Annotated in this window: 17 protein-coding genes and 1 pseudogene; 7 read left to right on the plus strand and 11 right to left on the minus strand. The window is 64.5% G+C overall.

Annotated features, from left to right (window positions below; translation table 11 throughout):
• Positions 1-171 precede the first annotated feature (171 nt).
• A complete protein-coding gene (locus JG746_RS03775; protein WP_202356954.1) occupies positions 172-1,989 on the minus strand; it encodes a GtrA family protein in 1,818 nt (605 codons plus the stop codon).
• Positions 1,990-2,159: 170 nt separating this feature from the next.
• On the opposite strand from JG746_RS03775, the gene JG746_RS03780 reads away from it, so the two are divergent.
• Positions 2,160-2,777: a class I SAM-dependent methyltransferase gene (locus JG746_RS03780; RefSeq protein ID WP_202356955.1), complete on the plus strand. Its 618-nt coding sequence runs from the start codon at positions 2,160-2,162 to the stop codon at positions 2,775-2,777.
• A 25-nt stretch (positions 2,778-2,802) separates the two neighbouring features.
• Here JG746_RS03780 and JG746_RS03785 read toward each other — a convergent pair whose 3' ends face one another.
• Both JG746_RS03785 and JG746_RS03790 read right to left on the minus strand, forming a co-directional pair.
• Complete coding sequence (locus JG746_RS03785; protein ID WP_202356956.1) at positions 2,803-3,210, minus strand: GtrA family protein; 408 nt, start codon at positions 3,208-3,210, stop codon at positions 2,803-2,805.
• Positions 3,207-4,451, minus strand: a complete 1,245-nt coding sequence (locus JG746_RS03790; protein WP_202356957.1) for a glycosyltransferase family 2 protein — start codon at positions 4,449-4,451, stop codon at positions 3,207-3,209. Before JG746_RS03790 ends, JG746_RS03785 begins: the two co-directional genes overlap by 4 nt.
• Positions 4,452-4,674: 223 nt before the next feature.
• Between JG746_RS03790 and gshB the strand changes: the two genes are divergently transcribed.
• From gshB to JG746_RS03820, 6 genes are all read left to right on the plus strand, one after another.
• Complete coding sequence (gene gshB / locus JG746_RS03795; RefSeq protein WP_202356958.1) at positions 4,675-5,616, plus strand: glutathione synthase; 942 nt, start codon at positions 4,675-4,677, stop codon at positions 5,614-5,616.
• Between the two features lie 397 nt (positions 5,617-6,013).
• Positions 6,014-6,280, plus strand: coding sequence for a hypothetical protein (locus tag JG746_RS03800; RefSeq protein ID WP_202356959.1), 267 nt, complete (start codon positions 6,014-6,016; stop codon positions 6,278-6,280).
• A 72-nt stretch (positions 6,281-6,352) separates the two neighbouring features.
• Entirely contained in the window at positions 6,353-7,825 is a 1,473-nt protein-coding gene (locus JG746_RS03805; protein WP_202356960.1) for a DUF6895 family protein, read from the plus strand.
• A 31-nt stretch (positions 7,826-7,856) separates the two neighbouring features.
• Positions 7,857-9,878, plus strand: a complete 2,022-nt coding sequence (locus tag JG746_RS03810; protein WP_202356961.1) for a RiPP maturation radical SAM C-methyltransferase — start codon at positions 7,857-7,859, stop codon at positions 9,876-9,878.
• Positions 9,871-11,124, plus strand: a complete 1,254-nt coding sequence (locus JG746_RS03815) for a cupin domain-containing protein (RefSeq protein WP_202356962.1) — start codon at positions 9,871-9,873, stop codon at positions 11,122-11,124. The genes JG746_RS03810 and JG746_RS03815 overlap by 8 nt, the downstream gene beginning before the upstream one ends.
• Before the next feature lie 222 nt (positions 11,125-11,346).
• Positions 11,347-12,879, plus strand: coding sequence for a YifB family Mg chelatase-like AAA ATPase (locus JG746_RS03820; protein ID WP_202356963.1), 1,533 nt, complete (start codon positions 11,347-11,349; stop codon positions 12,877-12,879).
• A gap of 62 nt (positions 12,880-12,941) precedes the next feature.
• On the opposite strand, the gene JG746_RS03825 is transcribed toward JG746_RS03820, so the two are convergent.
• From JG746_RS03825 to JG746_RS03860, 8 genes and pseudogenes are all read right to left on the minus strand, one after another.
• The gene (locus JG746_RS03825) at positions 12,942-13,529 is read right to left on the minus strand and encodes a TetR/AcrR family transcriptional regulator (RefSeq protein ID WP_202356964.1); all 588 of its coding nucleotides are present in this window, start codon (positions 13,527-13,529) and stop codon (positions 12,942-12,944) included.
• Positions 13,530-13,667: 138 nt separating this feature from the next.
• Complete coding sequence (locus JG746_RS03830; protein WP_202356965.1) at positions 13,668-14,258, minus strand: DUF308 domain-containing protein; 591 nt, start codon at positions 14,256-14,258, stop codon at positions 13,668-13,670.
• A 441-nt stretch (positions 14,259-14,699) separates the two neighbouring features.
• Positions 14,700-16,868: a malate synthase G gene (locus JG746_RS03835; RefSeq protein ID WP_202356966.1), complete on the minus strand. Its 2,169-nt coding sequence runs from the start codon at positions 16,866-16,868 to the stop codon at positions 14,700-14,702.
• Between the two features lie 268 nt (positions 16,869-17,136).
• Complete coding sequence (locus JG746_RS03840) at positions 17,137-19,173, minus strand: hydantoinase/oxoprolinase family protein (protein ID WP_202356967.1); 2,037 nt, start codon at positions 19,171-19,173, stop codon at positions 17,137-17,139.
• 163 nt (positions 19,174-19,336) lie between these two features.
• Positions 19,337-19,471 (minus strand): annotated as a pseudogene (locus tag JG746_RS03845) (DUF559 domain-containing protein); the annotation flags it as partial.
• Between the two features lie 93 nt (positions 19,472-19,564).
• Positions 19,565-20,191 carry a CDGSH iron-sulfur domain-containing protein gene (locus tag JG746_RS03850; protein WP_202356968.1) on the minus strand — a complete coding sequence of 209 codons (627 nt, stop codon included), beginning with the start codon at positions 20,189-20,191 and terminating at the stop codon, positions 19,565-19,567.
• 109 nt (positions 20,192-20,300) lie between these two features.
• Positions 20,301-20,672: a hypothetical protein gene (locus JG746_RS03855; protein ID WP_202356969.1), complete on the minus strand. Its 372-nt coding sequence runs from the start codon at positions 20,670-20,672 to the stop codon at positions 20,301-20,303.
• 142 nt (positions 20,673-20,814) lie between these two features.
• Positions 20,815-21,063, minus strand: coding sequence for a DUF1127 domain-containing protein (locus tag JG746_RS03860; RefSeq protein ID WP_244730660.1), 249 nt, complete (start codon positions 21,061-21,063; stop codon positions 20,815-20,817).
• Positions 21,064-21,106: the final 43 nt, after the last annotated feature.

Raw genomic sequence — 21,106 nt, forward strand, 5'->3', positions numbered from 1 at the left:
AGACTGGCAGCAAACCCTTTAGGAAACGTATCTCGAAAATCGATTTTTCGCGGCCGGGGCATGATCGGGAAGACGGAGCCCGGTTTTCACCGGCGATCTTGCCGCGGCAGAGAGCCGGACCTTCGGGAAGCCGGCTAAACCACGCGTCAAGCCTCTGTTTTCGTGCTGATTTCAGCCACTGACCTTGACGCGATAGAGCTCGAGCGGCGCGCCACGGGTCTCGGCCACCGGCTCCAGCCAGTCCGGCACGTCGCCGCGCATCAGCCCGCCCAGAAAGCCGTCCGGCGCCCTGGCCGCGAAGAGCCGGCTTTCGGGATTGCCGCGGCAGAGCGCGACAAGGCCGACATGGTGGCTTTCGAGGATCGTTTTCGCGTCCGTGGCGGAACCCAGCAGCGCGTCCAACGCGAGCAGGTTCCCGGCGACGTTGCGATGGTAGAGCCCGGCCAGCGCGCGATGGCTGGTAAAGGCAAGGATTGGCGAGCCAAGATTGGAGATGCTGAGAACCGTGGTCGCCGGCAAATGGCCGAGCGCGGCGAAGGACGGCTTGGCGTGGCAGAGCGCATCGGTGTCGGGCTCCTTGCCCGCCGCGCCGGTTTCGAAGGCGCCTGACGCCGCGCCGGCCGCGCCCGCCCAGATCGCGTTGACCGAGATCAGCCACGCCGCCGCCATCCGGAGCACGGCGCTCCGCGATGGGCTGGCCTCCGCCCGCTGCCGCCACTTGGCGATCCAGGCGCAAAGCGGGATCACCGCCAGGGCAATCGAGAAGGTCGAGCCGCGCACTTCCCAGGCGCTGACCAGGAATGCCACAACCAGCAGCGCGCCGACGAGGCTGTCCTGCCGCCGCCAGCCGCCACGGCCGAGGCGAAGCGCCATCAGCATAATCGCCACCGCCGGCGTGGCGAAACGCGCCACCACCATGCCCGGATCGCTCGAGGCAAGCTGGATGATCGACTGCGCCTCCTGGATATGGCCGAGCCATATCTGCCCGAGGCGCGGATCGAGCTCGGCATAGGGCGCGGCCAGGCATTGCGGGAACAGCAGCACCATGACGGCCGCAAGCGCGAGCGCAAGCAGGCCGAGCGCCGTCAGGCGCCGGCCCATCGTGGCGTTGGCCACGCCGAGCGAAGCCACGGCGGCGAGGCCGCATCCGGCGAACGCGGCCACCACGAACTGCACTGTCGAGAAGGCATCGCATTGCGGCTGGCCCCAGGCCGACGGGGCGACGGTGGTGACAAAGACCAGCCCTGAAACGCCGGCAAAGCCAAGGCCGAAATCCCTGGCGATCCGTCGCTCACCGCCGGGGTCGGCGACAAACAGCAAGGCGACGCAGGCGCCGATGGTGGCGACATAGGGCGCCGTTTCCATGCCGACGGCCAGCGTCAGCGCCGCGCACAGGCCGGCAAGCAGCGCTGCCCATCGCCGCACGGTTGCTTCGAGCAGCAGGCTCAGGCAGGCCACGGTCAGCGTCAGCTGGACATTGTGATGATCGAGCGAGCCAGGCGAAAAGATGCCGATGAAATGCAACGCAGCGGCGCCGATGACGACGGACGGCAGCACGGCGGCGGCGCCGGCGAAACTGCGCGCCGCGCGGATGATGAAGAGCAAGGCGAGACAGAAGAGCAACGCCGGCCAGAGCACCTCGGCGATGGTCTCGGCCATGGCCACGCTGCCGGTCAGCGCCGAGGCCATGAAAACGATGGCGGCGAGCGGCGCATCGACCAGCCGCGACCAGTGCATGACGAAGCCGCCTTCAACGCCCATCCGGTACTGATGCAGGTCGAACCAGCCCTGGCCGGCCAGCATGTCGCGAACCTCGACCAGACGCAGCAGACTGTCATTGTCGCCGCCGGCGTCGGTCAAGTCGCGGAATCCGCCGAGAGCGCTGACGGCAACCATCACCAGCGTGGCGACGAACGCGAACGCAAGGTCGTTGCCCCGTGACGCAGGTGGCGTGGCCTCGACGGAGATCATGGTATCGGCAGGAGTCACGGCACGGCCTCTGGGCGCTTTCTTGATGAGGAAAGCTATCGCGAACTCACTGCGCAAACCTTAAATCGGCCTTGCGCCAAGCAATCCCATGCCGCGAAACGCTTTGTTTGCCATTCACCGATATGGTCCGGATCAGACGATGAACAGCCGTTCGATCGGGGGGCCTTGGCATGAGCGTTGTGGCGATCGAAAAAAAGTTACTGAATGCGGCCCATGGCCGGGCCGTGTTCCAACGCCGCATCCGTGTCCTCTCCGAACATGTCGGCGCCATGCTGGGCGCCGAAGGCACCGTTCTTGACCTCGGCTGCGGCGATGGTTCGCTCGCCAAGGCGGTGATGGACAGGAAACCGGGGCTGTCGTTTCGCGGCATCGATGTCTTCGTGCGGCCGCGTACGGCCATTCCCGTAGAGGTTTTCGACGGCGTCACGATCCCGGCGGCTTCCGGATCGTTCGACTGGGTGACCATCGTCGACGTTCTCCACCACACGGACAATCCCGGCCATCTTGTCGCCGAGGCCGCAAGGGTCGCCCGCAAGGGCGTTGTCATCAAGGATCACTTGCGCGACGGGCTCTTCGCCTACAGCACGCTTCGGTTCATGGACTGGGTGGGAAACAAGGGTCACGATGTCAGGCTGCCCTACAACTATCTGTCCAGGCAGGAATGGGACACGATTTTCGGCCAGATTGGTCTTAAAGCCCAAAGCTGGCGCGAAGACCTGGCGCTCTATCCCTTTCCGGCGAACCTGCTGTTCGACAGAGGCCTGCACTTCGTCGCATTGCTTCGGTAGCCGCCGGCCGCGATCGAACCGCTCTTCACGCGGCTCTTTGATCGTCGCGAAACACCCAGGCCGATGACAGCGCATAACTCGCCGCGCCCGCGGCGAGCGTGATGATGGCCGACATGACCAGCGGCGAGGCGGAAAATACCGACACCGCGACATGGGCGGACAGGCCTGCAAACACCGCGCAGACCAGTTGCGTGACGAGATAGCGCGGCAGCGTACGGCGATGGTCGTGCTGTCCCTCGAACGTCCAGCCACGCTGTGCCGAATACGCCACGACAAAGGCCAGCATGTAGGCGATCACGCTTCCGGCAAATGGCGGCAGGCCGGCCGACACCAGGGCCCATGACAGCACGAAGAACAGCAGCGCCGCGCCGATGCCGACGACCGCGAAGCGGACGAGCCGTACCGCGGTGAACTTTTCCAGAAGCCGGCTCATTTTTCGGCGGCCGCGGCGGGTTCGGCTGACCCGCTGGCCTGGCCGGCTTTCAGCCGCTTGACCGGGATCTCCAGGACGCCGAGCAGGAATGCCGAAAAGAAGGCCTGGAACGAAATGACGACCAGGCTCAGGCCGAGCACCACGATGCGCGGGATTTCCGAATCGTTCAGCGGGCCGAAGCCAAGACGCGCCCAGCGCATTACCGCATAGCCGCAGAACAAGATGCCGCCGGCAAAGCAGATGCCGGCATTGGCGGCAAGACGGTCGGTGCTGATGGTCCTGGTCAGCCAGTCGGACCCGCGGCTGCGCGGCAGGATGCCGGTGATCTCGGCATAGTATCGCGATATGGCGCCGAAGGTGATGAGCTGGATGCCGGTGATGATCATGAAGCAGGCGGCGACGAACGTGTTGAGGTCGAGCGAAAGATTGTCGATCACCCGCAGCGGCCCAAACACCAGCAGGGCCGCGAACAGCGTGCCCAGGCCGCACAGCACCGCGCCCGGAATGAAGAACATCCAGCGCGGATTGTAGACGAGCAGGAATTTCAGATGCCGCCAGCCGTCACGCCAGGTCCTGAGATGCGGCGGCCGGCTGCGGCCGTCGGGCTTGAGCGTGGTCGGCACTTCCTCGATGCGCAGGCCGGCAAGCGCGCTGCGCACCACCATTTCGCTGGCGAATTCCATGCCGGTCGTCTGCAAGTCGAGCTTGCGGATGCTTTCGGCGTTGAAGCCGCGCAGGCCGCAGTGGAAGTCCCCGGTCTTGATGCGGAAAAACAGGCGACCGACGAAGCTCAGCACCGGATTGCCGAGATAGCGATGCAGCGGCGGCATGGCGCCGCTCTCGATGCCGCCCTGGAAGCGATTGCCCATGACCAGGTCGGCGCCGTCGCGCAGGCGCGCCATGAAAGCATCCAGCGCGCCGAAATCGTAGCTGTCGTCGGCATCGCCCATGATGATGAAACGCCCCCTGGCGGCGGCGATGCCGCCCAGAAGTGCCGCGCCATAGCCCTTCTGCGCCACCGGCACGACACGGGCGCCGCCCTCTGCCGCGATCTCCTGCGAGCCATCGGTGCTGCCATTGTCTGCGATCAGCACCTCACCCAGGATTCCGGCCTTGTCGAGGAAGGCCCTGGCCTTGCCGATGCAGACGGCCAGCGTCTCGGCCTCGTTGAGGCACGGCATCAGGATGGTGAGTTCAAGCTGTTTGGTCGCGGCGGCGCGAATGGCGGTGAGCGCGTTCATGGTCGTTGTTCCATCGAGGATCCCCATCCGGCGCCTGCCGTTGGGGCATTCGAGGCCCATTCTTGTACGGCAAGGCTTAAGAAAACGATGACGCGGCCCCTTGCCTTGTCACGATCAGGCCGGCGGGGGTTGCGTCCTGCTGCTGCCGATCTTCAGATGTCGCGATTGGCAGAAGGCCCGGCGACCCTTATATCGCTCTCGTCGACTGCGCTGGGGACCCGCCATGAAGCTGAAAATCGCCGTCCAGATGGACCATATCTCCACCGTGTCGATCGCCGGTGACACCTCGTTCGCGCTGTCGCTGGAAGCGCAGCGGCGCGGCCATCAATTGTTCCACTACACGCCCGACCGGCTGTCGCTGCGCGACGGCAAGGTGTTTGCCCGCATCGAGGCGATGCAGGTGCGCGACGAGAAGGGCAGCCATTATTCGCTGGGCGAGAAGGTGCGCACGGACCTGTCGGAGATGGACGTGGTGCTGCTGCGCCAGGATCCGCCCTTCGACATGAACTACATCACCACCACGCACATCCTCGAGCGCATCCATCCGAAGACACTGGTGGTCAACGACCCGGCCTGGGTGCGCAACAGCCCGGAAAAGATCTTCGTCACCGAGTTTGCCGATTTGATGCCGGACACGCTGATCACCAAGGATCCGCTGGAAGTCGCCGCCTTCCGCAAGGAGTTCGGCGACATCATCGTCAAGCCGCTCTACGGCAATGGCGGCGCTGGCATCTTCCATCTGCTGGAAGCCGACCGCAACCTCGCCTCCCTGCTCGAAATGTTCGGCCAGCTGTTCCGCGAACCCTATATCGTGCAGCGCTACCTCAAGGACGTGCGCAAGGGCGACAAGCGCATCATCCTGATCGACGGCGAGCCGGTCGGCGCCATCAACCGCGTGCCGGCCGAGCATGATTCCCGCTCCAACATGCATGTCGGTGGCCGCGCCGAAAAAACCGAACTGACCGAGCGCGAGCGTGAGATCTGCGCCCGCATCGGGCCGGCGCTGAAGGCACGCGGCTTCATCCTGGTCGGCATCGACGTCATCGGCGACTACATGACCGAGATCAATGTGACGTCACCGACCGGCGTGCGCGAGGTGCAGCGTTTCGGCGGCGCCGACATCGCCAGCCTGTTCTGGGACGCGGTCGAGAGCAAGCGGCGGTAATCCTTCGGCTTCAAAACCGTATCGGCCGATGCCCAACAATAGATGAGCTCTGACGCCTATCGCGTCGTGCAGCGCGCTTTCCGCTGATTGTCCGAGACCAGAGACGATCTCCCGTTCGCCAGATCGCGATTTCCGCTCTCGCCAGGGAAGCATAAAAATATAGCTAAATTTTCCGTGCATACAAACAAATATCACGTGAATTTGTCTCTATCTTGGTAGTTTTTGTGCAACCTTCATTAGAGATTACTCAAATATCTATAGTGCTCCTAATAAATATGGATAATGATTTAATGACCGTGCGCCGATAGATGGCATTCGACTCCACTCGACTGAAGAATTGTGAATACCCTTGCCACCTCGGAGCGCGGGTAAACAGCCAGTCACCAGGAGGAAAGTCATGCCAAAAGCGAGAGACGTTGCAAACCTTCTGAATGAACTTCACGACCGAAAGATCGTGAATCTCGACACCTCTCTGAAGTCCGTCCTCCAGCCCTCCGCGCTGGACGAGCTCGACCCAGGCGGCAAGGTCGCGACCTCGGTCGTTGCCTGGGACGGATATGGCCTCGTGATCAAGGGCAATGTCGCATCCATCGGCGAAGTGTCGGCTCTTGGCCAAGGCATCCGCCAGCAGCTCGGCTCGAGTGCCCAGAAGACGAGTGAGTAGCCCTGCCGCCGGCTTGCGCCGCAGAAGCGACGCCTGGTCGAGCGAATGGGACGACTACGGGGTTTCGGCGAGATGGTTCCGACAATTGATCCAGAGCTGCTTGGCAACCGTCTCGCCGACGTCCTCGAGTTTTCGCTCAGGCATCTGCCGAGTCTCGACCGATATTCGAGGCTGTGGCCGGATGATCCCAATGAGGACGCCGTTCAGATGCGGGACAAGGTCCTGGCCGAAACGGCGATCCTTGTCCTCTTGGCATCACGCGTCGAGCAAACGGGGCGAATTGCTGGTCTGATCGAGCAGTTGGTCGACGTCCTGGAAGGATGCAGCACCGACAACCGGACCAAGGAATTGCTGCTGCGTTGTCCACACATGGCCGCGCCCCTCGGCCTGACACAGATCGTGCTCGCGCAACGCGGACGCGGCGACGCCGAGACGCAAACCATTCTGCGAAACATTTTCAGGGACGGACTGGCCGACACGCTCGAGCGCATACCCTATCGCGCCATGGAGGTCGAATGGGTGGAATCCCTGCTCAATCTCGGGTTCCGGCCGGATTTCGAGGCTGCCTTCCCAAGCAACGTTCTGATGAAGGACGTCCACCCGATCAGCATGAGCCGTTCGACAGGCTACGGCGTGACCCACGGTCTTATGTATGCGACCGATTTCGGGTCCCGTCCGCCGCCATGCTGCGTCGACGTCTCCCTGGCGCGCGGACGCATCGACGCCGCGGTCGCCTGGGTCCTCGTCAATGACGATCTCGATCTGCTGATAGAGTTCATCATTGCGACGACGCTGTTGCGGCAGCCGTGGTCTCCGTATGTCTGGCTGGCTTGGCATCTTTATAACGGGGTCGTTGAAGAACTCGGATTCCTGCCAAGCCCGAGTTTCGATCCGGCCCAGTTCGCCGCTCTGCAAGGTGACGAGGCGGCCGCTTACGCCTTCCGCCATGTCTACCACACCGTCTATGTGGCGGGACTGCTCAGTGCGATCCTGTTGACCCCGGAGGCAACGGGCGTCTCCGGCGATTGGACGGCACCACGAGCGTCGATGAACGGGGCCGCCGCGGCGTGCGCCGATGCCGCGCAGCGGGGACGGACGTTCGCCCGCGTGCCGGTCGAGGGCCAGGACGCCGAGGCGATAGCCGGGCGCACGATAGACCCCGCGACGGCGCTCACGCGTGTCTCGGACCTGCTTGACAATATGCTGCAGGAGCATCGCCAGTGGCGCAAAGTTCTTGAGGCGCATTCGTTCGAACCCGCCCTCCTGGCGCAGGTCCTGGGCGATGCCGCGATTATCCATGCCGCCCGCCGCTATGACCTGCCGAAGCTGATCATCGCGATCGAAACCATGCTGGCGATGCCGCTGCCGCCATCCCCGACCCTGATCGAGGGCGCGTTGTTCCTCGCACGCCAGCAACTTCAGGACGGCTGTATCGGCGTCCAGTTCCTCAGCCCGGAGCTGCGTGAACTGGCCGTCGCCGCACAGACCACGGAGGTGGCTTCGAGTTGTCTTGAAGCATGCGCCCGACGTTTTGCCATGGCGTGACAAGCCTTCGGCTTACCCGAAAGGAAGGTCCATGTTCCGCGTCCTGCTTGTTCAAATGCCGTTTGCCGACATCAACCGTCCGTCAATCGGCATCAGCCTTCTGAAGGCGGGGCTGGCTCGTGTCGGCATCGCCTGCGACATCGCCTATCTCAACCTGGATTTCGCCAGGCATATCGGCGTCGAAAACTACGGCCACATCGACCGGTTCAATGGCGCCCCGCAACTTGGCGAATGGCTTTTCGCCGAGGCTCTGTGCGGTCCCGGCTTGCCCGACGTCGCGACCTACTACAATGAGGTTTTGCGACCGGCGATGGCCGAGCCCTTCGGCCGGAGCGCAGCGTTCATGGCCGATCAGGCCGAGGACCTGGAAATGGTCGCCGGCCTGACACGCCTTCGCCGACAGGCCGCCGATTTCCTGGACGAATGCCTGAACGCCTTCGATTGGGGGCGGTACGACATCGTCGGCTTCACATCGACCTTCCAACAGAACACGCCGTCGCTCAGCCTCGCCCGGCTGGTCAAGAGCCGACACCCCGGCGTGCTCATCGCGCTCGGCGGCGCGAACTGCGAAGGCAAGATGGGTGTGGCCATGCACCGTCTGTTTCCCTTCATCGACATCGTCTGCTCGGGCGAAGGCGACAAGAGCTTCGTAACGTTCGCGGCCAGCCTTGCGGCCGGCGAAGTACCCCCCACCATCAACGGCATCATCCGCCGCGTGGACGGTGAAACGCTGGTTCCGCCGGCGCTTGCCAATCCGGTTCAGGACATGGACTGGCTGCCCGTCCCAGACTACCGCGATTTCTTCGACACGCGTCTCAAGCTGGCCGGCGCGGCAGATGATTTGACCGTTCCAATCGAGTCCTCCCGCGGATGCTGGTGGGGCGAGACCGCGCACTGCACTTTCTGTGGCCTCAACGGCGGCACCATGGCCTTCAGGACGAAGTCCGCGGATCGGTTTCTCGGGGAACTGACGGATCTGGTTGGCCACTACGGGATTCGCAATTTCGCATCCGTCGATAACATCATCGACATGCGATATTTCCAGTCCGTGCTGCCGAGGCTGGCGAAAAGCGATCTCGGCGTGACGCTGTTCTACGAGACCAAGGCCAACCTCAACCGGTCGCACGTTCGCTTGCTGAGGCAATCCGGCGTGACACAGATCCAGCCCGGCATCGAGAGCCTGAGCACCGCCACCCTCAATCTCATGCGCAAGGGCGTGCACGCCTACCAGAACATCCGGCTCCTGCGCCTGTGCGCGGAGTATCTCGTGCATCCCAGCTGGAACATCCTTGGCGGGTTTCCCGGCGAAGATCCGGACGAATACCGTCGTCAGGCCGACCTGACGGAACTCATCGTCCATCTGACGCCGCCGATCTATGTGGGCTGCGTTCGGCTCGACCGCTTCAGCCCGCTCTTCGAGCACGCGACGGAAATGGGCGTCGGCAGTGTCCGCCCGATGGCGGCCTACCGCTACATCTATCCGTTCGCACAGAACGAGCTCACCAATCTGGTCTACTTTTTCGACTTCGACTATCGCGATGGCGAGATGCCCGAAATCTACCTAAGCGATTTGCGAGACGCGGTCGGTCGCTGGAAGGCGTTGAATGCCCATGAAGCGCTGGTCTATCTCGACGACGGCGAGAAGATCATCATCGCCGACCGTCGGCCCGTGTCGGTCGAGAAGCGGATCGTGCTGGCCGGCCTCGATCGCGAGGTCTATCATCTTTGCGAGGATGGTGCGTCGCTCGCCGCGATCGTCCGCTCGCTGACCGCGGCCGGTCGAGCTGCATCCGAAGCTTCCCTGCACCGTATTGTCGAGAGGCTCGTCGGCCTGCGCCTCGTGATCTATCTCGATGATCGATATCTGGCGCTCGCTGTCGACGGAAGCCCGCGCATCGAAATGCTGGCGGATTGCCTCGCCGCGGGTGACGAACCGCCTTCCGATGTCGCAAAGTCGGTGCGCAAGCTGTTCGATGAACTCCCCGATGTGTTCGGACGCCGCCTGATTCACCATCTGGAGCGGAACGCCTCGAAGGAACCTGTCCATGCGTAACGGCTCCTGGGACCTGCCGCGGCTGCTTGCCCCGTTTCGCACGCAATCCTTCTACGACGGTCACTGGGAAACCGATGCGTTGCGCGTCGCGGGCCGGGATGGAAACTATTACGCGTCGCTGTTTGGGATGTCCGACATCGAGGCGCTTCTCGCCTTCACGGCCGGAGGCAATGCGCGTCTCGTCCAGTGGCGCGATGGACGCGTCATTTCGAAGGCACTGCCGCTAACGGGTGATGGCGTGCCGAACATGTACATGATCTATCGGTCCTACCATGGCGAGGGCTATTCGCTGAGCGTCGACCGTCTCGATCTGCGCTGGAAGCAGGTCTCGGCCCTCTGCAAGGAACTGGAGAGCAAGCTGCACTACCCGGTGGCAGCCAATCTCTACATGACGCCACCCGGGGCACAGGCATTTCCGGTGCATTTCGATACGCACGATGTCTTCGTGCTGCAGCTGGCTGGCTCCAAGAGATGGCGGATCTACGGTACGCCGGTTGTTCTTCCCCTCGCCGATACTCCTTCGGCCCTCTCGCCAGGCGAAGCAGGAGAACCACGCGACCCCATCGATCTTGTCGCGGGCGATCTGCTCTACCTGCCCCGCGGCTTGGCGCACGAGGCGCAGACGCTCGGCGAAGCCTCGCTGCACCTGACGATCGGTGTCCATGTCTTTCGTTGGGCGGATGTGCTTTCGGAAGCGCTGACGATGGCGACGCGGAAAGACAGCCGCTTCCGGCAGGCGCTGCCACCGCGATTCCTGGATCGTGATGCGAAGGATTTTCGCGAACCGTTCAAGGCCCTTCTGTCGGTTTTTGCGGACATGGCCGATTGCGAGACCTCGATCTGGCGGGTGGGTCAGCGGCTCCTGACCAATGGTCAGCCTCAACCGGACGGTCATTTCACCACACTGGAGCAACTGCCGCAGCTGAACCCGGGCAGCCTTGTCGCCCAGCGCGCGGGGATGATGTGCAAGGTGACCTCGAGCGGAGGCTCCGCAGCCATCCACTACCCCGGCAACGTGGTCTCGGGGCCTGCAGCCATAGAGCCCGCACTTCGGTTCATCGCCGAGACCCCGAAATTCGCAGTCCGTGACCTGCCGGATTGTCTGGCGGATACCGACAAGGTGGTGCTCGCCGCACGCCTCGTTCGCGAGGGACTGCTGACGATCGTTCGTCTTGGAGCGGCAGAGGCGGCGAACGAAAGGGTGACGCCCTCCCGGCGGAGCCGCCAGGCCGCCAATCGTGCGTGACACGCGCCACTTCGCGGCGCCGACAGAGACGGTGGAGCGAGCCGTTTTCACTTCGTATTAACCATGTTCCGTTTTTGCAACCGGGCTCAATCCCGCCGCAACCCTTGCGTTTGCCTGTTCCTGTAATGTTCTTGATTTGACCGGCAATCTGTGATTGTCTTCCGCGAGGGCCCACGTTCCGGGCCAATCGCAGGGGTTGCGGCCCTTATTTGGGGTGGGGAAATGGTGGCGCGGGTTCGCACGGTCGCTTTCCAGGGCATCGAGGCCGTGCCGGTCGACGTGCAGGTGATGATCGCGCCGGGCAAGGTCGGCATGCAGATCGTCGGCCTGCCCGACAAGGCGGTGGCCGAAAGCCGCGAGCGGGTGCAGGCGGCGCTGCATGCGTCGGGCCTGTCGATGCCGTCGAAGAAGGTGACGGTCAATCTGGCGCCAGCCGACCTGCCCAAGGAAGGCAGCCATTACGATCTGCCGATCGCGCTTGGCCTGATGGCAGCGCTTGGCGCCATTCCGGGCGACATGCTGGCCGGCTATGTCGTGCTGGGCGAGCTCTCGCTCGACGGCACGATTGCCGCCGTCGCCGGCGCCCTGCCGGCGGCGATCGGCGCCAATGCCGAGGGCAAGGGCCTGATCTGTCCGTTCGCCTGCGGGCCTGAGGCCGCCTGGGCCGGCAAGGACTTCGACATTCTGGCGCCGCGCAGCCTGATCGCCATCGCCAATCATTTCCGTGGCACGCAGGTGTTGTCGCGCCCCGAAGCCGGCATCCATGCCGCGGCGCGCGACCTGCCCGACCTCGCCGACATCAAGGGCCAGGAGACCGCCAAGCGGGCGCTGGAGGTGGCGGCGGCCGGCGGCCACAATCTCTTGATGGTCGGCCCGCCCGGCTCGGGAAAATCGATGCTGGCGCAGCGGCTGCCGTCGATCCTGCCGCCGCTGGCGCCGAAGGAATTGCTCGAGGTCTCGATGATCGCCTCGGTGGCGGGCGAACTCGGCGAAGGCAAGCTGACCGACCGGCGGCCGTTCCGCGCCCCGCACCATTCGGCCTCGATGGCGGCGATGGTCGGCGGCGGGTTGCGCGCGCGGCCGGGCGAGGTGTCGCTGGCGCATCACGGCGTGCTGTTCCTCGACGAATTCCCCGAATTCACGCCGCAGACGCTCGATGCGCTGCGCCAGCCGCTGGAGACCGGCGACTGCATGATCGCGCGCGCCAACCACCGCGTCACCTATCCGGCGCGCATCCAGCTGGTGGCGGCGATGAACCCGTGCCGCTGCGGCATGGCCGGCGAACCGGGCTATCGCTGCCTGCGCGGCGAACGCTGCCGCACCGATTATCAAGCGCGTATTTCCGGTCCGCTGCTCGACCGCATTGACCTGCGGATCGAAGTGCCGGCGGTCTCGGCCAGCGACCTGATAAGGCCGGACCGGGCGGAGAAGAGTGCTGATGTGGCGCTGCGCGTGGCACGTGCCCGCACCTTGCAGCGCGAGCGTTTCGAGCGGCTCGGCGTGACCAGCGCCACCACCAACGCCCATTGCGCGCCTTCCGTGATCGAAGACATCGCCATGCCCGATACCGCTGGCCTGTCGCTGCTCAAGGATGCCAGCGAGAAGCTCGCCTTCTCGGCGCGGGCCTACCACCGCGTGCTGAAAGTGGCGCGCACGCTGGCCGACCTCGACGCCAGCGAAACCGTCGGCCGCATCCATCTGGCCGAGGCGATTTCCTATCGCATGAGTTCGGAGCGCGTTGCGCAGGCGGCGTAGTCGAAGGCATTTGCCAGCTTCGCCAGGTCCGTTTTCTCCGGACCGATCCGCTTTTGCCCGGATCAAACGGTCGCCGGAATCAACTTCTGAAGCGTCGGCGTCAGGATCATGCCGAAGGTCAAGACATCGCCATAAGCGCGCGCGGAAAGCATTGCGCCATGCACGGTTGCCATGAAGGCCTCGGCCTCGACGCGAGGCGAAGCGGAAATTGTCAGCGTGCCTTTTTCGGCGCCGCGTTCGATGACGCCGGTCAGCCATCCCGAGAGGAACTGAAAATACGCCCGCACTTCCACGGCAACCTCCGGCGGAAGGGCCGGCAGTTCGCTGGCAAGCAGCGCGCAGACGCAGAACGGCACGCTCGCATCCTCGATGCATCGGGCCCAAATGCCGGCATAGGCCCGAAGCAACGCCGGCGGCACGGGGACATCGCGCTCTAGCCCTCCCATGCCCGTGACGGCCTCCTCGAGGTAACGCTTGAGCAAGGTCTGCACGAGGTCGACCTTGCTGGGGAAATGGTGATGAATGCTGGCTTTGCGGATGCCGATCACTTCGGCGATATCGGCGTAGCTGAAGCCATTGTATCCGCCGGCGATGATGAAGGTTCGCGCGGCGGCCAGGATCTCGTCGGCAGTGTTCGAAGGCTTGCTCATAATCTGCTCCGCGGAGGCTCCTCCATACTTAGCGGGTCGCCGTTTTCACGCAAACGATGACCCGCTCTTTACGTCTTTGGTTTTGAATCCCGGACCGAGGCTACGGTGAAAGTTGCCGAGCCACGTCCTGGAATTGCCCTAGCTTGCGACGCGCGGCGACTTGCGAAGCACGTCGCTGACCGACAGCCACAAGGCGGACACGAGGAAATAGAAGGCGCCGAATGCCGCATAGGGCGCAACATTGGCGATGCCAATGATCTCCGTGCCGCCGGCCATCTTGACGAAGAAGACACCCGCCAGCGCCGATTGGGCGCCGCTCAGGATCATCGGCCATTGCGCACCGTTGGTTTTCCAGCGCCGCGCCGCCGTGAGGAGCTGAAGCACGCCGGAGACAGCGGCCCAGACGCCGTAGACCGAAAGCACCGCGTTCATGCTGTGGCCGAGCGCGATGGCGACCGCAATCGCAGTGACGATGCTGACGGCGAAGTTCAACAATTGCGACTTGTTGCGGCCGAGCCCGCCGGTACGCCGGGCGTCGATGTAATTCGCGAGCGCGTCCCATGCGGGATAGGCAACCAGCATGACGGCGGCGAGCGCCGGGCTGCTTTTCGCGACGGTGAATGCCGCCGCAACCCAGGCCGCCGATACGGCAAACCGCAGATAATAATAGCTTTTGAGCCAGCCGTTTGATGACGCGGCGCGGCTCTGGTCATTCATTTGTCCAGGCATGATGGGATCTCTCGTTTCGATTGTCTACCAACTAGTAGGTAGACATCTGATCGTCAAGGCGCCAAGAACCGGTTCGCCAGTCAATCGACATCGCATTTATGTGATCGGTGGCTTGATCTCGTGACGCCGGTTCGCTGTCCAACCAATCGCAGCGCCGCCCCTCATCCGCCTGCCGGCACCTTCTCCCTGTATAGTGACGGGGAGAAGGGAGCTACTGCGCCCTCGGCGCTCTTCCTGCGACGTGGGTGATTGGCGAAATCGGCGATAGCAGCGTCTTTCTCCCCGTCACTATACGGGGAGTTGAGAGGCGGTCCGCGAAGCGGACGAAAGTCAATTGCTTGGCTTTTCGAGCGACGAACGCCCGGCGGGGTAATGAGGGGCAGCGCGGATCGACGATACCCAATCGACCCGCTGCATCAGGTCATTTCAACGCAAATCCGCTTAGCCCTGCTGCGCCTTCAGCTCCAACCTCCGCGCGTGCAGCACCGGCTCCGTATAGCCGTTGGGCTGGCTGGTTCCCTTGAACACCAGGTCACAGGCGGCCTGGAAGGCGATTGAAGTGTCGAAGTCCGGCGCCATCGGCCGGTAGAGCGGATCGCCGACATTCTGGCGGTCGACGATGGCCGCCATGCGCTGCAGCGAATCGCGCACCTGAATCTCAGAGCACACTTTGTGGCGCAGCCAGTTGGCGATGTGCTGCGAGGAGATGCGCAGCGTGGCGCGGTCTTCCATCAGGCCGACATCGTTGATGTCGGGCACTTTGGAACAGCCGACGCCCTGGTCGATCCAGCGCACGACATAGCCGAGTATCCCTTGCGCATTGTTGTCGAGTTCGCGCTGGATCTCGTCCGGCGTCCAGTTCGGCCGCACGGCCACCGGTACCGACAAGATGTCGTCCAGCTTGGCCTTCGGCCGGCTCTTCAGCGCCGCCTGCACGGCATGCACGTCGACCTTGTGATAGTGCGTCGCATGCAGCGTCGCCGCCGTCGGCGACGGCACCCAGGCGGTGTTGGCGCCGGCCTTGGGGTGGGCGATCTTCTGTTCCAGCATAGCCGCCATCAAATCCGGCATCGCCCACATGCCCTTGCCGATCTGGGCGTGGCCGGCCAGCCCGCATTCGAGCCCGGTGTCGACATTCCACGCCTCGTAGGCGGAAATCCAGGCGGCCTGCTTCATGTCGCCCTTGCGGATCATCGGGCCGGCTTCCATCGAGGTGTGGATCTCGTCGCCGGTGCGGTCGAGGAAGCCGGTGTTGATGAACACCACGCGCTCCCGCGCGGCGCGGATCGCTTCCTTGAGGTTGACGGTGGTGCGCCGCTCCTCGTCCATGATGCCCATCTTGATGGTGTTTTTGGCCATGCCGAGCAGGGCCTCGACGCGGTCGAAAATCTCGACGGCGAAGGCAACTTCCTCCGGCCCGTGCATCTTGGGCTTCACCACATACATCGAGCCGGCGCGGGAATTGGCGCGACGGCCCTTCGCTCCGACATCGTGCAGCGCAATCAGCGCCGTCAGCGCGGCGTCCATGATGCCTTCCGGCACCTCGTTGCCGTCGCGGTCCAGGATCGCCGGATTGGTCATCAGGTGGCCGACATTCCTGACCAGCATCAGCGAGCGGCCGGGCAAGGTGAGCGTGCCGCCGGCGGGCGCGGTGTAGACGCGGTCGGGATTGAGCTTGCGGACGAAGCTCTTGCCGCCCTTGACGATCTCTTCGGCCAGATCGCCCTTCATCAGGCCGAGCCAGTTGCGGTAGATGACGACCTTGTCCTCGGCATCCACCGCCGCGACCGAATCCTCGCAGTCCTGGATGGTGGTCAGCGCCGATTCCATGATGACATCGGCAATCCCCGCCGGATCGGTGCGGCCGATCTGGTTGGCGCGGTCGATGACGATCTCGATGTGCAGGCCGTTCTTCACCAGAAGCACGGCATCGGGGTTGGCGGCATCGCCGCGATAGCCGACGAACTGCCTGGGGTCGGCCAGCGTGGTGCCGCCGGCGCCGGCGCCAAGCTTCAGCGCGCCATGCGCCACCGACAGGCCGTTGACCCCAGCCCATTTGCCGGAGGTGAGCGGCACCGACTGGTCGAGGAAATCCTTGGCCCAGGCGATGACCTTGGCGCCGCGCGCCGGATTGAAACCCTTGCCCTTTTCGGCGCCGCCGGACTCGGGAATGGCATCGGTGCCGTAGAGCGCGTCGTAGAGCGAACCCCAGCGCGCATTGGCGGCGTTGAGCGCATAGCGTGCATTCATCACCGGGACGACCAGCTGCGGCCCGGCGACGACGGCGATTTCCGGATCGACGTTGTCGGTCGACACGCTGAAGGCCGGCCCTTCAGGGATGAGATAGCCGATCTCCCTGAGGAAGTCCTTGTAGGCCTCCATGTCGACGGGCGCGCCATTGTCGCGATACCAGCCGTCGAGCTTCTCCTGCATGGCGTCGCGTTTTGCGAGCAGCGCGCGGTTCTTCGGAGCGAGGTCGTGGACGATGGCGGAGAAGCCGGCCCAGAACGCATCGGCGGCGATGCCGGTACCGGGCAAGGCCTCTCCAGCCACGAACTCATGCAGCGCGCGGGCAATCCGCAATCCGGCGATCTCGATGCGATCGGTCATCAGGCTACTCCAGATGAAAGGCTTTGCCGGGCGTTTGGCATGTTGAGGTTGCAGGGTCAATTCAGCTTAGGGTGAAGGTGGGGCATTTTGGCAAGTTGGCGACGCTGCCAATCTCCCCCCTCGAGGGGGAGATGGCCGGCAGGCCAGAGGGGGTCGCCGGACATAAGGCGCCAGCCTCTTCTGTTCCAAGGGAAGGTCGCGTCCCGTCGAACCAACCCCCCTCTGTCGCCTTCGGCGACATCTCCCCCTCAAGGGGGGAGATCAGCCGCTACACCGCGATTCGCGGCCGTCCCGAGGCCACCGCCACGACATGCGCCTCGATGAACATGCGCTGGGCTTCGACCGTGGAGACCTTGAACTCGGTCGCGACGTCGATCTCGGCGCTGTCGGTGCCGGCGTCGCGGGCACGCTCGGCGACGATCGCCCGCACGTCGGCCTCGGCGGCCGCGATCGCCGCCGCCTCGTCGAGGAAATCGCGCACTGTTTCTCCGGATGCGAGACGGAACAGCCCTTCCTTGGGCTGGCTGACCCGCGCCTCGGCCGAGACCCTGACCTGGCCGACGACGGCGCCGAGCGCATTCGCGACATCGGTGTCTTCGGGCACCACGCAGTCATTGCCGACCAGGGGCGCCAGGCCGGCATAGTGCAGCGGCGCGGAGGCGCCGAGGCCGATGACGGGGCGGTCGAGCGCGACGCTGAGGCGGGCGATGCCTGGATGGGCGTCGACGGCGCGCTGCACCAGCGCATGCGCCACGGTCGCCGCGCCATCGAGGCCGTCCTCGGCGAAGGCGGTTTCGAGAATGTATTCGGCCGACCAGCGCGTCAGCGTCACCAGCACGCGCTCCGAGATCACTTCCGGCGATGCGGCAATGGGCTGGCCACGGCCATCGCGCTTGCGGGCGAACAGTTCGGCGCCCAGGCGCGCGGTGGCGGCATCCCAGTTGGCCTGCTTGCCCAGCACGTGTGCGGCGTCCGACGGGGTGAAGCCGCAGATATGCACCAGGCCGCGCGAGACCAGCCGGTTCAAGGTGGCGTTCTGGGCGTTCGACGACAGCAGCCTGTCGAGGGCAAGCGGGGTCGCGCCGATTGCCTCGTAGAGCCGCGCTTCCGGAGCGGTGAGACCCGCGGCGAGCCTGTCCGGCACGCCGGTGCGCACCGCGAAACGGCCATCCATGCGGCCGGGATTGGGCGAACGCAGCTGGCGTTCGAGTTCCGATCGGACGGCGTCGCCATGCGCCATGCCGGCCAGCGCCAGCGGCACCAGGCGGCGCGGCCCAAGCAGGATCTTCGGATTGAGCGCGCCGTCCTCCAGCGCCACTTCGGAATCGCCGCCAAGGCCGAAAGTGCGCATGGCGACCGCCTCGACCATGGTGCGGAAACCGCCGACGGTGGCGCCCTCGGGATCAAGCCGCGGCCGGCCCTGGTCGAGCACCGCGACGTCGGTGGTGGTGCCGCCAATGTCGGAGACCACGGCGTTGTCGAGCCCGGTCATGTGGCGGGCGCCGACGAGGCTGGCGGCCGGGCCGGACAAAATGGTCTCGATCGGCCGCTGGCGGGCGAACGCCGCCGAGACCAAAGCGCCGTCGCCGCGCACCACCATCAGCGGGGCGGCGATGTTGCGGGCTTCCAAAAACCCTTCGGTCGCGGCCACCAGCCGGTCGATCATCGAGATCAGCCTGGCATTGAGCAGCGTGGTCAGCGCCCGGCGCGGGCCGCCGAGCTTGGCCGACAGTTCGTGGCTCGCGGTCACCGGCAGGCCGGTCTTCTCGCGGATCAGCTCGCGGGTGGCGACCTCATGCGCCGGATTGCGGGTGGCGAAATAGGCGCAGACGGCAAAGCCGGACACCGAAGCGCCGAGTTCCGGCAGGATTTCCTCCAGCCCGGACAGATCGAGCTTGGCGGCATTGCCGTGGACATCATGGCCGCCCGGGCAAAACACCACCGGATCGGTGCCGAGTGCGGTCTTCAGCCCGTCGCGGGCGAGATCCGCTTCGGAAAAGCCGATCATGACGAGCGCGACGCGGCCGCCCTGGCCCTCGACCAGCGCATTGGTGGCAAGCGTCGTCGACATGGAGACCAGCTTGATCGCGGCCGGATCGGTGCCGGACTTTTCGAGCACCGCGTCGACCGCGCCGGAAATGCCGACGGCAAGATCATGCCTCGTGGTCAGCGCCTTGGCCTTGGCCAGCACCTTGCCCTTGTTCGGCCCTTGCTGCGGGCCCTCGGTTTCCGACCACAGCACGGCGTCAGTATAGGTGCCGCCGGTGTCGATGCCGAGGAAGAGGGGTTTTGGCTTGGCGGTCATGGCTGATGGGGGTCCGATTTATCTGCCCCAGCCCATTAGCCGATACGGGCGGGCCGATAAAGCCGCGAGCGCTGGGCCAAGGGAGGAGATCGATCTCCCCCCTCGTGGGGGAGATGGCCGGCAGGCCAGAGAGGGGGGCGCTGCCCCGCCGACCTCACCACGACTACAGCTCGTCCAACCGATTCATTGAAGGCGCGTCTCCGAGCCCGACCGCAATCACAATATGCTGGCAGACATTGTCGATGTCGCGGATAAGGTCATCGTTCCAGAAGCGCAGGACGGTCCAGCCGTCTTGTTTTGTCGATGCTCGCTGGGTGTTGAAGGTAGCGCTCTACGGCGCCCCCCTCTGCCCTGCCGGGCATCTCCCCCACGAGGGGGGAGATTGGCAGCTTCAACCCACAAACCCCACCCGCTTATGCGATCCGTCACAAAACGGCTTGTTGGCAGAGTGGCCGCAGCGGCAGAGGAAGGTGCGTTGGGTGCGGTCGATCGTGTGGCCGGTGCCGGTGACGATCTCGACATTGCCTTCAAGCTTGAGCGGGCCGTTGGTGGTCGGCGTCACTTTCAGCGGGCCATTCCTCGCGTCGAGCGCCGGCGCATCCTTCAGCGCCGGTTCGCCGGTGGCGGTGAAGCCTGATTTGCCGTGGCTGCCGTCGCAGAACGGCTTGTTTTCCGACGCGCCGCAGCGGCAGAGCGTGGCGCGATAGAAGGTTTCGCCGTCGAGCACGATCTCGGCGTGCACGGCGAGCGGGCCGTTTTCGCGCAACCGCACGGTGTTGACCACCGGCGGCTGTTCCTGCGGCCCGCCATCCTTCCTGACATAGGTGATGGCGCCGGATGGGCAGCTTTCAGCGATGGCGACGATCTTTTCGACGCTGGCCGCGTCGGGATGGATCCATTGTCCTGGCGCGTTGGGCACGAAGACATGCGGGTCGCCGAGCACGCAATTGCGCGAATGGATGCAGCGCTTGCCGGCAAAGCCGACGTCGATCTTCTCACCCTCGACCGGGCCTGCCATTGCCGTGCTCCTCTTGCCTGGAGCGCGTCGCGGCTACAGACGCGGCGCGCTTTGGGTATCGGCACAGGCTATCGCTCCCATGGGGGAGACCGTCAAGCTGGCAAACCGGTCAGGGGACGAGATTGATCTCCTCGGTCTCGCCGCCGCTGCAGGTGTAGCAGCAATCCTCGCATTTTTCCTTGTTGCCGGGGCCGACGCCCCAATAAGTGCCCTCGTCGCCATCGACCCAGGCGCCGTAGCAGATCGATTCGCCTTCGTTGCAGGAGATCGGCAGCGACTTGGTTTCGCCATCGTCGAGGTAGAAGTCCTTGCCGTTGCCCGGCCAGACATAGTCGCGGTCCTGGCTGTAGAGCTCAAGGCGCATGGCGTTGGGATGGCTGTTCTTGACGGAAAAGGTGACATCGCCGGCATGGGCTGATGATGCAAACAGGACGGCGAACGAAAACGCGGCGGCAAGCCGGCGCGCTGGTATGAAAGACATGGAAACCCCCGATGAAGAATCGGCCCCCACGGCCGATCGGGGGATCATGCCATGACGGGGGCCGGCGCTAAAGGGGGATGACGACAATCCCAGATATAATCGCACGCGCAGACCGGCCAACCGGTGTCATTGCAATCGTCGTCTATCGTTGCCAGAAGGGCAGCTTGGCGATCTCTTCATCGACCTCACGTCTGGTCAGGCCGATATCGTCGATCAGATGCGGATTGACTTCCAACATCCGCTTGAGATCCCAGCGAAAGCGTCTCTGCCGACGCCATGTGGCGATGGTGTTTTGCAGGCTCGCGAGGCTATAGTGCCGACGCGATGCCTGCCCCGCGCACGTTCCCAGCCGCACTGTCTGATGCGGGGCCGATGCAAGAATATTGGTCATGGCAACCTCCATGTGGTTTGGCGCCCATGGGTTTGAGAATGGG

This window comes from Mesorhizobium sp. 113-3-3 (genome assembly GCF_016756495.1).
Lineage (GTDB): Bacteria > Pseudomonadota > Alphaproteobacteria > Rhizobiales > Rhizobiaceae > Mesorhizobium.